The sequence below is a fragment of the Actinomadura sp. CNU-125 genome, from assembly GCF_001942465.1.
Taxonomy (GTDB): domain Bacteria; phylum Actinomycetota; class Actinomycetes; order Streptosporangiales; family Streptosporangiaceae; genus Spirillospora.
Genome location: NZ_MKJY01000591.1, coordinates 18,357 through 31,615, shown reverse-complemented (window position 1 = coordinate 31,615; position 13,259 = coordinate 18,357). Strand labels below are relative to the sequence as shown.

13 protein-coding genes are annotated in these 13,259 nt (G+C 74.7%); 7 read left to right on the top strand and 6 right to left on the bottom strand.

Annotation, left to right across the window (positions count from 1 at the left end):
- Window positions 1-42 precede the first annotated feature (42 nt).
- Window positions 43-432: a hypothetical protein gene (locus tag BJF79_RS47750; RefSeq protein WP_075907223.1), complete on the top strand. Its 390-nt coding sequence runs from the start codon at window positions 43-45 to the stop codon at window positions 430-432.
- A 191-nt stretch (window positions 433-623) separates the two neighbouring features.
- On the opposite strand, the gene BJF79_RS47745 is transcribed toward BJF79_RS47750, so the two are convergent.
- Together BJF79_RS47745 and BJF79_RS64830 are read right to left on the bottom strand one after the other, a co-directional pair.
- A complete protein-coding gene (locus tag BJF79_RS47745) occupies window positions 624-815 on the bottom strand; it encodes a DUF1059 domain-containing protein (RefSeq protein ID WP_075907222.1) in 192 nt (63 codons plus the stop codon).
- 104 nt (window positions 816-919) lie between these two features.
- Window positions 920-2,824: an MFS transporter gene (locus BJF79_RS64830; protein WP_262403631.1), complete on the bottom strand. Its 1,905-nt coding sequence runs from the start codon at window positions 2,822-2,824 to the stop codon at window positions 920-922.
- Window positions 2,825-2,938: 114 nt separating this feature from the next.
- Between BJF79_RS64830 and BJF79_RS47730 the strand changes: the two genes are divergently transcribed.
- The gene (locus BJF79_RS47730) at window positions 2,939-3,664 is read left to right on the top strand and encodes an AraC family transcriptional regulator (protein ID WP_262403630.1); all 726 of its coding nucleotides are present in this window, start codon (window positions 2,939-2,941) and stop codon (window positions 3,662-3,664) included.
- A gap of 58 nt (window positions 3,665-3,722) precedes the next feature.
- Here BJF79_RS47730 and BJF79_RS47725 read toward each other — a convergent pair whose 3' ends face one another.
- Together BJF79_RS47725 and BJF79_RS47720 are read right to left on the bottom strand one after the other, a co-directional pair.
- Window positions 3,723-4,373 (bottom strand): nitroreductase family protein, encoded by a 651-nt coding sequence (locus tag BJF79_RS47725; protein ID WP_075907219.1) that lies wholly within the window; start codon window positions 4,371-4,373, stop codon window positions 3,723-3,725.
- 59 nt (window positions 4,374-4,432) lie between these two features.
- Window positions 4,433-5,176 carry a PaaX family transcriptional regulator C-terminal domain-containing protein gene (locus BJF79_RS47720; RefSeq protein WP_262403629.1) on the bottom strand — a complete coding sequence of 248 codons (744 nt, stop codon included), beginning with the start codon at window positions 5,174-5,176 and terminating at the stop codon, window positions 4,433-4,435.
- Between the two features lie 78 nt (window positions 5,177-5,254).
- Here BJF79_RS47720 and BJF79_RS47715 point away from each other — a divergent pair, with 78 nt between their 5' ends.
- The 4 genes from BJF79_RS47715 (at window position 5,255) to BJF79_RS47700 (ending at window position 10,257) form a co-directional block, all read left to right on the top strand.
- Complete coding sequence (locus BJF79_RS47715) at window positions 5,255-7,015, top strand: acyl-CoA dehydrogenase family protein (protein ID WP_075907218.1); 1,761 nt, start codon at window positions 5,255-5,257, stop codon at window positions 7,013-7,015.
- 4 nt (window positions 7,016-7,019) lie between these two features.
- Window positions 7,020-7,787 carry a crotonase/enoyl-CoA hydratase family protein gene (locus tag BJF79_RS47710; RefSeq protein WP_075907217.1) on the top strand — a complete coding sequence of 256 codons (768 nt, stop codon included), beginning with the start codon at window positions 7,020-7,022 and terminating at the stop codon, window positions 7,785-7,787.
- Window positions 7,788-7,859: 72 nt separating this feature from the next.
- Window positions 7,860-9,107: a cytochrome P450 gene (locus BJF79_RS47705; protein WP_075907216.1), complete on the top strand. Its 1,248-nt coding sequence runs from the start codon at window positions 7,860-7,862 to the stop codon at window positions 9,105-9,107.
- Window positions 9,108-9,159: 52 nt separating this feature from the next.
- A complete protein-coding gene (locus tag BJF79_RS47700; RefSeq protein WP_075907215.1) occupies window positions 9,160-10,257 on the top strand; it encodes an NAD(P)-dependent alcohol dehydrogenase in 1,098 nt (365 codons plus the stop codon).
- A gap of 30 nt (window positions 10,258-10,287) precedes the next feature.
- Here BJF79_RS47700 and BJF79_RS47695 read toward each other — a convergent pair whose 3' ends face one another.
- The gene (locus tag BJF79_RS47695; RefSeq protein WP_075907214.1) at window positions 10,288-11,196 is read right to left on the bottom strand and encodes an NAD(P)-dependent oxidoreductase; all 909 of its coding nucleotides are present in this window, start codon (window positions 11,194-11,196) and stop codon (window positions 10,288-10,290) included.
- Between the two features lie 130 nt (window positions 11,197-11,326).
- Here BJF79_RS47695 and BJF79_RS47690 point away from each other — a divergent pair, with 130 nt between their 5' ends.
- Entirely contained in the window at window positions 11,327-12,349 is a 1,023-nt protein-coding gene (locus tag BJF79_RS47690; protein ID WP_262403628.1) for a nitronate monooxygenase, read from the top strand.
- Here the strand turns inward: BJF79_RS47690 and BJF79_RS47685 are convergent.
- A complete protein-coding gene (locus BJF79_RS47685; RefSeq protein ID WP_075907212.1) occupies window positions 12,346-13,257 on the bottom strand; it encodes an LLM class flavin-dependent oxidoreductase in 912 nt (303 codons plus the stop codon). The two genes, BJF79_RS47690 and BJF79_RS47685, sit on opposite strands and share 4 nt — an antisense overlap.
- Window positions 13,258-13,259: the final 2 nt, after the last annotated feature.

Here is a 13,259-nt window from a genome sequence, read left to right as displayed (position 1 = left end):
CACGTCGCCGGGTGACGCCGGGCCGGGTCCCGGGGCGACGCGGTGCTCCTGCTCCACGACGGGCGGGCGGTGGACGCACTGGACCGGCTGGCGCCCGAGCCCGGCGAGGTGCGGCGGTGGGTCACGTGGATGTGGCTCCACTGGTACGTGGCGCTGCGTGCGGAGGCCACCGTGCTCGCCGGGGCCCCCGGCGCCCGCGACCGGCTGGCCGAGGCGCGCAAGCTCACGTCCGGGAACCCGATCGCGGGCGCGATCGTCGACCGCGCCGAGGCGCTGCTGGACGGGGACGGTGCGGGCCTGCTCGCCGCGTCGGCCGCGTTCGACACCGCCGGCTGCCGCTACCAGGCGGCCCGCACGCTGGTGCTCGCGGGCGGCGAGCACGCGGCGCGCGGCGCGGCCGCCCTGCACGACCTCGGCGTCAGTCGTTCCTGAACTCGCGGAACGTCCGCCGGGCCGCCGCGCGTCGGCAGATCGGTGAGCCCTTCGGGACGTCCGCGCACCTGCGGCACGTCAGCGGCGCGCCCAGCCGATCGGCCCCCGCGACCGTCCGGTGAGCGGGACGGCGGGACGGGCCGGGCGATCGGCGATCGCCGATCTCCGGCCCGTTCGGTGATGGGCGCGGGCTACCGCGTGCTCAGCTGCTCTTCCTTGAGGTTGTTCCGGATCTGCTCGCGCAGTTCGGGGGTGTCCTCGTGCCGGTGCACGGAGGCCGCGTGCTCGGCGGCGGCGCGGACGACCTCGTCCTCCTCGCCGCTGATGGTCAGGGTGCAACCGGATTCGCTCGGCATGTCCCTGCAGTCGACCACTTTCCGCATGGTGCCTCCTCTCGCGTCGGGCGTCGCCGCGCGAGTGGGGGGAACGGGGCGCGGTGCCGCTCGGTCCCGCTTTCATCGTGACATAACCGCAGGTCACATGGAAGTTATGGGCGCAGGGCGCGGAGGAACTCCCGGATGGTCGGGGCGACCGCGGCGGCGAGGTCGGCGGCGGTGCGGAGCCGGTCGGAGATCGCGACCGGGGCCAGGGACGCGCGGGGCATGACCCGCGCGCAGCGTTCGGCGAGCGCCCGGGGGTGGCGGTCGTCGGTGCCGGGGAACACCAGGACGGGCGCCGAGACGCGGGCGAGTTCGGCGACCGAGGCGAAGGACCGGTCGTGGGCGATGGCGGCGGCGGCGATGACGCTGGCGGGGTCGCTGCGCGGGATAGCGTCCCGCACCATCGCCCCTACGACCGGCGGGAAGTTGTCCAGGATCGGGTCCCATGCGGCGGCGAGCCCGTCGGCGGCCGCACGCGCGGCGAAGGCGTCCAGGAAGGCGATCTCGGCGCTGGCGGCGGCGTCCTCCTCGATGTCCTCGACGCCGATGGGGATCGCGGCGCGCACCCGTCCGGGGAAGTGCAGCGCGGTGCGCAGCGCGATGGTGGAGCCGAGCCCGGTGCCCGCCAGCACTGCCCGCGGATGGCCGAGCGCGTCGAGGACGTCGAGCAGGTCGCGGGTGTAGCGGTCCCAGGTGTGCAGAGCGGGATCGGCGCAGACCGAGGCCCCGTACCCGCGGATGTCGGGCAGGACGACCGTGGCGAGATCGGCGAGCCGGTCCGCGAGGGGGCGCAGGCTGTGCCGGTCGGGTCCGCCGCCGTGCAGCAGGACGAGCGGCGGCCCGGACCCGAGGACGTCCGCGGTCAGCGCGAGGCCGTCGTCGGCGTGGACGGAAAGGGAAGTCATGAGCGCCTTTCGGTGGGGAGGAGGAGGCCGAGTGCCAGGGCGGCGAGGGGGACGAGGCACAGCAGCGTGAACACGAGCGGGGTGCCGTGTGTGTCGGCGGCCAGGCCGAACAGCGGCGTCGCCAGGCCGCCGACGCTGACGCCGAGGCCGAGCGTCATGCCCGCCGCGGTGCCCGGACGTCCCGGCAGGTAGTCCTGGCCGAGCCGCACCAGGACGGCGAACGGGACGTTCACCGCCACGCCCGTCAGGACGGCGAAGACCAGCGGGGCGTACGGGCCGGGAGCGAGCCGCAGGCCCGCGAGCATGGGGACGGCGAGGGCCGCGCCGATCTGGATCGTCCGGACGAGCCCGGCCCGGTCGGCGAGCGCGGGCGCCGACGATCGTGCCCGCGACGCCGCCGCCGAGGAAGCACGCGAGGGCCGCCCCGGCGAGCGCGGGCGAGCCGTGCAGGTGCCGGATCCAGTACAGGCCGATGAAGGTGGCGATGGCGGAGAACAGCGCCGACCGGACGACCGTGATCGCCGTCAGGGTCGCGAACGGCCCCCACCGGTCGCGGCCTTCGGCGGCGCCGCCGGGGCCGCGTGTCGGCCGCCGCGCGTTCCTGGCCAGGACGAACGCGGCGAGGACGGCGGGCGGCAGGAACAGGGCGGTGCCGCCGAGGCCCCACGCGGTGAGGACGGGGACGGCCAGCACGGGCGCCAGGAAGAACCCGACGGTGCCGCCCGCCGCGAACACGCTCATGCCGGTGACGCTGTCCCCGGCGGCGTCCCGCGCGGCCTTCCCGGCGGCCGGATGGAACATCGCCGTCCCGAGCCCGGACAGCAGGAGCAGCGCGAGGACGAGCGGGTACGGCCCGGCGGGTCCGGCGAGCGCGAACCCCGCCCCGGCGAGCAGGACGCCGCCCGCGGCGAGGCGGGGCAGCCGGAACCGGTCGACGGCGAGCCCGATCAAGGGCTGCGGCAGGGCGCTGCCGAGCGTCGCGGCGAGCGTGAGGCCGCCCGCCGCGGCGTAGCCGTAGTGCCGTTCGAGGACGAAGTAGGGGACGGCCGCGGGCACGAGCCCCTGGTAGAAGTCGTCGACCGCGTGCGCGGCGGCCCACGTTCCCATGCGCCGCACGACCGGCTCCGTCTTGGTGATCGTTGCCACGTGACCAGGGTCGCGACCGTCGGTTCCTGCGGGCTAGCGATATCCTGCCGGTTGATGTCGCCGACCCGCCAACCGTTGCTGCGGCTGACGCACCGGCAGCACGTCCCCCGGCACGAGCACGCGCACCACCAGGTCGCCTATCCGAGCCACGGTGTGCTGGAGGTGTCGACGGACGCGGGCACCTGGATCGTCCCTCCGCATCGGGCGGTGTGGCTGCCCGCCGGGGTCGCGCACGCGCACCGGGCGCACGGGCCGACGCAGTTGCGGACGGTCGACTTCGAGGTCGGCGGGCCGGGGGCCGGGTTCGGCGGGCCGGTGGTCGTGGCGGTCTCGCCGCTGCTGCGCGAGGTCATCGTCGCGCTGACCGGACGGGACGACCCCGGCGCGCGCCGCCGCGAGAATCTGCGGCGGGTGGCCCTCGACGAGATCCGGGCGGTGCGGCAGCTGCCGCTGCACCTGCCGACGCCCGCGGACGACCGGTTGGCGGCCATCGCGGACGCCCTCGCCGCCGATCCCGCCGATCCCCGCACCCTCGCCGCGTTCGGGCGGGCCGTCGGCGCGTCCGAACGCACCCTGAGCAGGCTTTTCCGCGAGCAGATGACGATGACGTTCCCGCAGTGGCGGGCGCAGGTGCGGCTGCACCGGGCCCTGATCCTGCTGGCGGCGGGCGCGTCGGTGACGAGCGTGGCGGCGCGCTGCGGCTACAGCGGCCCGAGCGCGTTCGTCCAGGCGTTCCGCCAGGCGTTCGGGACCACGCCCGGCCGCTTCGCGAACGGCGGGGACGGGGCGGGCGCGACGTGAAGGGTCCGGGCCGTGCGGGGGACGCCGGCCCGTCGGCCGTCGCCGCCCGGCGGACGTCTCACCAGGCGTCGTGGTGCAGGACGGTGTCGATGGGCTCGCGCGCGGCGGGCTTGAACGTGTCGCCGGTGTAGTAGGCGGTGGGGATCAGCGCGCCCTGCCGCATGTCGGCGGGGATGCCGAGGAGTTCGGCGACCTCGCGCTCGTAGACGAGGTGCAGGGACGTCCAGGCGGTGCCGAGTCCGCGGGCGCGGGCGGCGAGGGCGTAGCTCCAGACGGCGGGGTGCAGCGAGGCCCACAGGCCGGCCTGGTTGGCGGCGGGGAGTTCGCCGGGGGCGCGCAGGCAGGGGATGAGGAGGACGGGGACCTCGCCCATGTGCTCGGCCAGGTAGGCGGCGCTGTCGCCGACGCGGCGCTGGACGGCGCCGCGGTCGGGGTCGTCCGCGTGCAGGCTCCCGGCGAAGGACTTCGACTCGGCGTAGGCGGCGAAGGAGCGGCGGTACAGGTCGCCGATCGCGGCGCGCTTGCCGGGGTCGGTGACGACGACCCAGTGCCAGGTCTGCGCGTTGCTGCCGCTCGGCGCCTGGACGGCGATCTCCAGGCATTCGCGGATCAGGTCCATCGGGACGGGACGCGCGAGGTCGAGGCGCTTGCGGACGGCCCGGGTGGTGGTCAGCAGTTCGTCGGGGCTCAGCGGCAGAGTCGTCGTCATGGGGTCCATGCTGCCCCATGGGGTACGAGTGGTCCGGGAGCGCCCCACACAGACGTCCGTCAGGTGCGGACCTCGTCGCTGAGCAGGCGCGCGAAGTCGGTGCGGAAGCGTTCGTACTGGGTGCGCAGGTCGGCGCCGGGCCAGTCGGCGGGCAGGAGCGCGGCGGGGAGGATCGGGTCGTCCATGAGGTGACGGACGACGGCGGCGGCGAGCGTGAACCGGTCGACGAGGGCGGACCGGTCGCCGAGGTCGCCGTCGGCGGCGGCGAACGCGGCCTGCAGGTCGCGGGCGGGGCGCGCCCAGGCGTCCAGGTCCCAGAGGGACGCGGCGAGGGCGGCGGGGTCGCTCTCGGGGCGGCCCTCGATGAACGTGCACTGCCGGACGGCGATGTCCGGACGCGCGCGCAGCAGGTTCGCGGGGCGCATCCACACGCCTTCGCGGAGTTCGGCGAGCCGGACGTCGACATCGCCTGGCGCAGCGCGGTGCGTTCGGCGACGGGGCGGCGTTCGGCGGTGATGACGGCGATCTCCCAGGCGGCCGTCCCACGGGCGGGTCCGGGGGGAGCGGGCCTCGTCCTGGCGGGCCTGCCGGGCGAGGAGGCGGTCGGTGAGGCCGTAGCGGTCGCCGTCGCGGACGAGGTCGCCCGCGGCGACCATGCGGGAGAGCGCGACGCGGATCGCCCCGTCGGCGATGCCGAACAGGGCGCCGACGTGAACGAGGTGGCGGACCGGCAGGCGGGGCGGGTGGACGCCCAGCAGGGTGCTCAGGACCACCGACCGTGCGGTGAGGGCCCGGATCTCCATGGTCCCAGTGACCTTATCGGGAAGCGGACACATTACATACCTTCCATCATGCGCGGGAGAAGTGTAACGTCCGAGGTCATGGGCAGCTATCTGATCGAGCCGGTCGACCGGCTCCCGTTCGGCGACGAGGAGAAGGCCCGCCGGTACGCCACCGAGCGGTACCGGGGCGCGGCGGGCCGCAACTGGTACGAGTGCGATCCGACGCTGCGGTTCCTGATGCGGCGCCACCTCGGCGACGGGTTCGGCTGGGCCGAGCCGCGGCTGCGGGAGCTGGGCGCGCTGATGGGCGGCCCGGTGGCCCGGTCCGCCGAGGAGACCGACCGCAATCCGCCGCGGCTGGAGAAGTACGACCGGTGGGGGCGCGACGTCAGCGAGGTCGTCATGCCGCCGTCGTTCGAGGCGGCGCGGCGGGAGATCGTCGCGACGTCGTTCACCCGCCCCGAGTTCGTCCGCGAGGCGAAGGCGGCGGGGGCGAACCCGGTCGCGCTCGGCGTGGCGTGGAGCTACCTGCTCGACCAGGCCGACATCGGGATGGCGTGCGCGCTCGGGACGGGCGGCGACATGGTCGTCGGGCTCGCCGAGGCGTTCGCGCCGGACGACGTGAAGGCGCGGGTCCGCGAGCTGTTCGCCGCCGGGGCGTTCTCCGGCGAGGCCGCGCAGCTGCTGACGGAACGGTCGGGCGGTTCGGACCTCGGGGCGCTCGAATCGACGGCCGTGCGGGACGGCGACGGGGACGCGTGGCGGCTCGACGGGTTCAAGTGGTTCGCGTCGAACGCGAACGGCTCGGCGTTCGTCGTGCTCGCCAAACCGGTGGGGGCCGCCGACGGCGTGCGGGGGATCGCGCCGTTCCTCGTCCTGCGGGAACGGCGGGACGGGACGCGCAACGGCGTGCGGATCCGGCGGCTCAAGGACAAGCTCGGCACCCGGTCGGTCGCGTCGGCGGAGATCGAGTTCACCGGCGCCGAGGCGTTCCTGCTGGCCCCGGCGTCGAGCGCCGGGGAGGGCGGCGACGGCCGGGGCCTCGCCCGGATGATGGAGCTGACGAACGGTGCCCGGCTCGGCATCGCGACGATGGGGCTCGGCTGCGCGCGGCGCTCGCTCGTCGAGGCGCTCTGCTACACGCGGACGCGGGAGGCGTTCGGCTCGCCGCTGGCGGACCGGCCGCTGATGCGGCGCAAGCTCGCGGAGCTGGTCGTCGAGACGGAGGCCGTGCAGGCGCTGGTGTTCGACGGGTACCTGACGCCGCTGCGGATCGGCGCCGCGCTGGTGAAGCTGCGGGCGGCGCGGCTCGGTGTGACGGCGGCGAGCGACGCGATCGAGGCGCACGGCGGGAACGGGTACATCGAGCAGTGGCCGGTGGCGCGGATCCTGCGGGACGCGCAGGTCAACCCGATCTGGGAGGGCGGCGACAACGTCCTGTGCCTGGACGTGCGGCGCGCGATCGAGCGGCAGGACGCGCACGAGCCGTTCCTCGCCCGGGTCGCGGAGGCCGCCGGGCGGGCGCCGTCCGGGGACGACGCGACGGCCGCGCTCGTCCGCGACCGCATCGGGCATCTCCGCGAGGCCATAGAAGTGTGGCGCGGGCTGGAGAAAAGTGTCGCGGAGGCTCGCCTCTACCCTCTGGCCCAGTACATGGCCGACGTGTACGCGGCCGCGCTTCTCCTGGAGCAGGCCGGATGGGAACGCGAGGACGCGGGTACGGACCGCAAGGCTCTCGTAGCGCGCCTCTACGCGCGCGCCCACCTGGCAGACCAGGGCCCGTTGCGCGGCATCGACGCCCCGGCGGAGGATCTCGAACGGTTCGACGAACTCGTCGGCGGGGCTTTCACGGAGGGATGACCGTATGCCGGTGCGGGTCGAGCGGCGCGGAGCCGTCACGACGGTGATCATGTCGCGGCCGGAGGCGCGCAACGCGGTCGACGCGGCGACGGCGGGCGAGCTCGCGGACGCGTTCCGGGCGTTCGACGCGGACGAGGCGGCGAGCGTCGCCGTCCTGTGGGGGGAGGGCGGGACGTTCTGCGCCGGGGCCGACCTCAAGTCGATCGGCACCGCGCGCAGCCCGCGCGTCGACCCGCCGCCGGCCGACGGGCCGCTCGGCTGCACCCGGCTGCGGCTGTCGAAGCCGGTCATCGCGGCCGTGGCCGGGCACGCGGTCGCGGGCGGCATGGAACTCGCGCTCTGGTGCGACCTGCGCGTCGTCGAGGAGGACGCCGTGTTCGGGATCTTCTGCCGCCGCTGGGGCGTCCCGCTCGTGGACGGCGGCACGGTGCGGCTGCCGAGGCTGATCGGGACGAGCCGGGCGATGGACCTCGTCCTGACGGGACGTCCGGTGGACGCGCGCGAGGCGTTCGACATCGGGCTCGCGAACCGGCTCGTCCCGCCCGGGACGAGCCGGGCGGCCGCCGAGGAACTGGCGGCGGAGCTGGCGCGGTTCCCGCAGGCGTGCCTGCGCAACGACCGGGCGTCCGTGCTGGACGCCGAGGGGCTCCCCGAGGAGGAGGCGCTGGGAGTCGAGTACCGGCACGGGCTGGGATCGCTCGGGGACGCCCTCACGGGCGCCGGGCGGTTCGCGGACGGGCACGGACGACACGGTGATTTCGACGACCTGTGAACGTTGACCGAACGCGATTCGGGTCTTAGGTTCCCTTGTGCGGGCGGCCGTCGCGACCTAGGGAGCCGATGCATGACCCTGACCGTGGAACAGGCGGGCCTCGCGCTCGCCGACCCGAAGGCGTACGCCGACGACCGGCGGCTGCACGACGCGCTCACGCTGCTGCGCCGCGAGTCGCCCGTCCACCGCGTCGAGGCGCCCGGCTACGGCCCGTTCTGGGCGGTCACCCGGCACGCCGACGTCATGGAGATCGAGCGCGCGCACGACCTGTTCCTCAACGCGCCGCGCCCGCTGCTCGCGACGTCCGAGCTGGACGAGCTGAACCGGGAGCGGGCCGCGCAGGGCATCGGCCTGCGCACCCTCATCCACATGGACGACCCCGACCACCGGGTCATCCGGGCGATCGGCGCCGACTGGTTCCGGCCGCGCGCGATGCGGGCGCTCGAACCGCGCGTCCGGGAGCTGGCGAAACGGTACGTCGACCGGATGGTCGACCTCGGCGGCGAGTGCGACTTCGCGCAGGAGGTGAGCGTCCACTTCCCGCTGTACGTCATCCTGTCGCTGCTCGGCCTGCCCGAGAGCGACTTCGACCGGATGCTGACCCTCACGCAGGAGCTCTTCGGCGGCGACGACGACGAGCGGCAGCGCGGCCAGAGCAGCGAAGAGAAGCTGCAGGTCATCATGGACTTCTTCGCGTACTTCCAGGAGCTGACGGAGGCGCGCCGCGCGCACCCGACCGACGACCTCGCGTCCGCGGTCGCGAACGCCCGCGTCGACGGGGAGCCGCTGAACGAGTTCGACACCGCGTCCTACTACGTCATCATCGCGACCGCCGGGCACGACACCACCAGCGCGACCATCGCGGGCGGCCTGCACGCGCTGCTGGAGCACCCCCGCGAACTCGACCGGCTCCGCGCCGACCCCGGGCTGATGCCGCTCGCCGTCGACGAGATGATCCGCTGGACGACACCGGTCAAGGAGTTCATGCGTACGGCCGTCCGGGACTACGAGCTGCGCGGCGTCCCGATCCGCGAGGGCGACGCGCTGCTGCTGTCGTACCCGTCGGCGAACCGGGACGAGGAGGTCTTCACCGACCCGTTCCGGTTCGACGCCGGACGCGACCCGAACAAGCACCTGGCGTTCGGGTTCGGCGTCCATTACTGCCTCGGCGCCGCCCTGGCCCGCATCGAGGTCCGCGCGTTCTTCGAGGAACTGCTGCCGCGCCTGCGCTCGATCGAGCTCGCGGGCGAGCCGCAGGGCATCGCGACCACGTTCGTCGGCGGGCTCAAGCGCCTGCCGATCCGGTACAAGATCGCCTGACCCCTCCCGACCTCCCCTCTTCCCCCTCTTCCCCCTGTTTCCAGGAGCCCGTATGAACATCGACGCCGCCGTCCTGCGGGCCTTCGACGCCCCCTTCACGATCGAGAGCCTCGACCTGGCCGACCCCGGCCCCGGCGAGGTCCTGGTCCGGATCGCGGGCACCGGCATGTGCCACACCGACCAGATGGGGCGGATCCCCGGCGACCTCGTCGCGAAGCCGGTCGTGCTCGGGCACGAGGGCGCGGGCGTCGTCGAGGCCGTCGGCCCCGGGGCCGCCGGCGTCACCGAGGGCGACCACGTGGTCATGTCGTTCGACTCGTGCGGCGTGTGCGCCGACTGCCGCGACGGCCACCCCGGCTTCTGCCCGCAGATGGTCGCGCACAACATGCTCGCCGCCCCGCTGGACGGGCGCGCACGGCTCACCGACGCGTCCGGCGCGGCCGTCCACAACCGGTGGTTCGGGCAGTCGTCGTTCGCGACGCACGCGCTCGGCACCGTCCGCAACGTCGTGCCCGTCACCCGGGACGCGCCGATCGAACGGCTCGGCCCGCTGGGCTGCGGCGTCCAGACGGGCGCCGCGTCCGCGCTGATCGCGCTCGGCGTCGGCGCCGGGGACACCTTCGCGGTGTTCGGCGCGGGCGCGGTCGGACTCGCCGCCGTGATGGCCGCCCGGCTCGCCGGGGCCGCCACGATCATCGCGGTCGACCTGCACGAATCGCGGCTGGAACTGGCCCGCGAGCTGGGCGCCACGCACACCCTGAACGGCGCCGACGACGACGTCGCCGCGCAGATCCAGGCGCTGACCGGCGGCGGCGTCCGGTACGCGCTCGACACCACCGCCGTCCCGGACGTCGTCTCCGCCGCCGTCGCGTCGCTGCGCGCGAACGGCGTCTGCGGCCTCGTCGGCGTCGGCGCGACCGAGTACCGCCTGGACGCGAACCTGCTGCTCATGGGCCGGACGGTGAAGGGGATCATCGAGGGCGACGCCGTCCCGCACACGTTCATCCCGAAGATGATCGAGCTGTGGCGGCAGGGGCGGTTCCCGTTCGACCGGCTGATCGCCACCTACCCGCTGGAGAAGATCAACGAGGCGGAGGCGGACGCCCACGCGGGCAAGGTCGTCAAGCCCGTCCTGCTCCCGAACGGGTAGACGCGTGGCGGGCGGCGGCCGGCGGCGAGGCTAGCGGACGCGGTGGAGGAGGTCGTCGCCGCGCTCCAGGCGGCGGCAGTTCTCCACCGCGACCTCGAAGTACCGGTCCCACGTCTCGCGCGTCAGCCACGCGACGTGCGGCAGGACCACCGTGTTGTCCAGCTTCAGCAGCGGGTTCGCGGGATCGACGGGCTCGGACTCGAACACGTCGAGGCCCGCACCGCCGAGCCGTCCCGACTCCAGCTCGGCGACGAGCGCCGCCTCGTCGATCACCGGGCCGCGCGCGGTGTTCACGACGACCGCACCGTCCGGGAGGAGCGCGAGCCGCCGCGCGTCCAGCAGGTGGTGCGTGTCGCCGGTCAGCGGGACGTGCACCGACACGACGTCGCTCTCCCGCAGCAGCCCGTCCACGTCGCGCCACGCCGGATCGTCCGGGCGCGGGCGCCGCGACGTGAACAGCACGCGCGCGCCGATCGCCTCCAGCATCCCCCGCAGCAGCCCCGCGATCTCGCCGCCGCCTAGCAGCCCGACCGTCCGGCCGCGCAGCTCCCCGCCGACCAGCGCCCGGTCGGCGGGCCAGCCCGCGCCCCCGCGGGTCCGCGCGTCGAACGTGACGACCCTGCGCAGCACCGACAGCATCAGCAGCAGGCTCGTCTCCGCGACCGCCTGCGCGTTGCGCCCCGGCATGTTCGAGACCGCGATGCCGCGCTCCGCCGCCGCGTCCAGATCGATCGTGTTCACCCCGGTGCCGAGCTTCTGGATCAGCCGGAGCTTCGGCGCCCGGTCCATGTCGGCGCCGGTCAGCGGACGCAGGACGTGCCAGATCACCTCGGCGTCCGGGAGCAGCCCGGCGAACCGCGCCTCGTCCTCCTCCGGGCAGCTCGTCACGTCCAGCCCGGGGGCGGAATGATCCATGTCGTAGTGCAGCAGAACGCGCATCCCGGACCTTTCTCGAACACGATCGATCACGATCATTCCTTCCGGAAACGTGAACCCGGAGGTCCGCGCCGCGATTCCCCGGGTACCTTCCCGATCATGACGCATGCTCGGAGGGAACGGAGTTGAGCGCGTGAGCCCTTGGCCGGAAGCGCCGATCGTGCAGGCGCCGATGGCGGGCGGGCCGTCCGCGCCCGAACTCGCCGCCGCCGTCTCGAACGCGGGCGGCCTCGGATTCCTCGCCGCCGGGTACAAGACCGCCGAGGCCGTGCGCGCCGAAATCGCGCGCACCCGCGAACTGACGTCCCGCCCGTTCGGGACGAACGTGTTCATGCCGTCCCGCGACGACGCCGACCCCGCGGCCGTCGAGGGCTACCGGGTCCGGCTCGGCCCCGAGGCCGAACGGCTCGGCGTCGTCCCCGGGCCCGCGAACCCGTCCGCGTCCGCGCGGGACGACGGGTACGACGCGAAGATCGCCGCTCTCCTCGACGACCCGCCCGCCTTCGTGAGCTTCACCTTCGGGACGCCTGCGCCCGACGTGGCACGAGCCCTGCAGGGACGCGGCGTCACCGTCGTCGTCACCGTCACGAACGTGGACGAGGCCCTGCAGGCGTTGCGGACGTCCGGGGCGGACGCCCTGTGCCTGCAGGGATCCGAAGCCGGCGGGCATCGCGCGTCCTTCACCAACACCCTCGACGGGGGGCTCGCGGTGCGCGACCTCCTCGCCGCCGTGCGGGCCGTCACCGACCGTCCGCTCATCGCCGCCGGGGGAGCCGCCACCCGGGCCGACGTCGCCGAACTGCTCGGACTCGGGGCCGTCGCCGTGCAGCTCGGCACCGCGTTCGTCCGCTGCCCGGAGAGCGGCGCGAACGCCGTCCACAAGGCCGCGCTCGCCGATCCCCGGTTCGCCTCGACCGCCGTGACCCGGGCGTTCAGCGGACGGCCCGCGCGCGGGCTCGTCAACCGGTTCCTCACCGAACACGACGCGCACGCGCCCGCCGCGTACCCGGACGTCCACTTCGTCACCGCACCGCTCCGCAAGGCCGCGGTCGCCGCGGGGGACCCGGACGGCGTCAACCTGTGGGCCGGGACGTCGTGGCGGCACGCGACGGACGCGCCCGCCGCCGAGATCGTCCGGTCGCTGACCCCGCCTTAGCGCCCTTTCGCGACCGCCTCGCGGACGGCCGGGGCGATCTCCGCGCCCCAGCGGCCGAGCGAGACGTCGTCGTGCGCGTCGTGGCCGGGCGGGAAGAGCAGGAACCCGGACGCGCCGTGCTCCAGCACCGCCCCGGTCAGTTCCTCGATCCACTGCTCGGGGGACCCGCCGAGCCAGCGGCCGTCGCCGTCGCGGGTGGCGGGCAGCGGCCGGTCGGTGATGCGGCCGGGCAGGTTGTAGACCGTGCGGATCTCGCCCGGGTCGCGTCCGGCGGCGGCCGCCGCCTCGTCGATGACCGGCCGCGACGTCCGGTACCGCTCGCTGAGCCAGTCGGCCGCGTGCCCGGGGAGCCAGCCGTCGGCCACCCGGCCGGTCGCGGCCAGGGACTTCTTCCCGACCGACCCGGTCCAGACGGGCGGTGCGGGCACCGGCGCCGGGTCGATGCCGTCGACGCGGTAGTGGCGGCCGTGGTGGGTGACCGGGCCGCCGCCGCCCGACAGTTTCTTGACCAGCACGATCGCCTCCTCGAACGCCTCCACGGCGTCGCCGGGCGACAGCCGCGGCACCCCCATGTCGGCGATCCGGTTCCACAGCCCGCCCGCGCCCATGCCGAGCACGACGCGGCCGTCCGACAGCGCCGACAGCGTCGTCACCGTCCGCGCCAGCATGGGGGCGGGCCGGGTCGGCAGGTTGCTGACGTTGGCGAAGCCCGCGATGTGCCGGGTCCGCCCGAGGACGAACCCGATGGACGCGTACGCGTCCAGGCGGTCGCCGATGTACGGGTGGTCGGAGAGGGAGAAGACGTCGAGGCCGTCGTCGTCGGCCCGCCGCACCATGCGCAGCAGTTCGGGCGCCTCGTCGATGCCGGTGTGCGCACCGAACCCGAAAACGACATCCGGGATGGTCATGG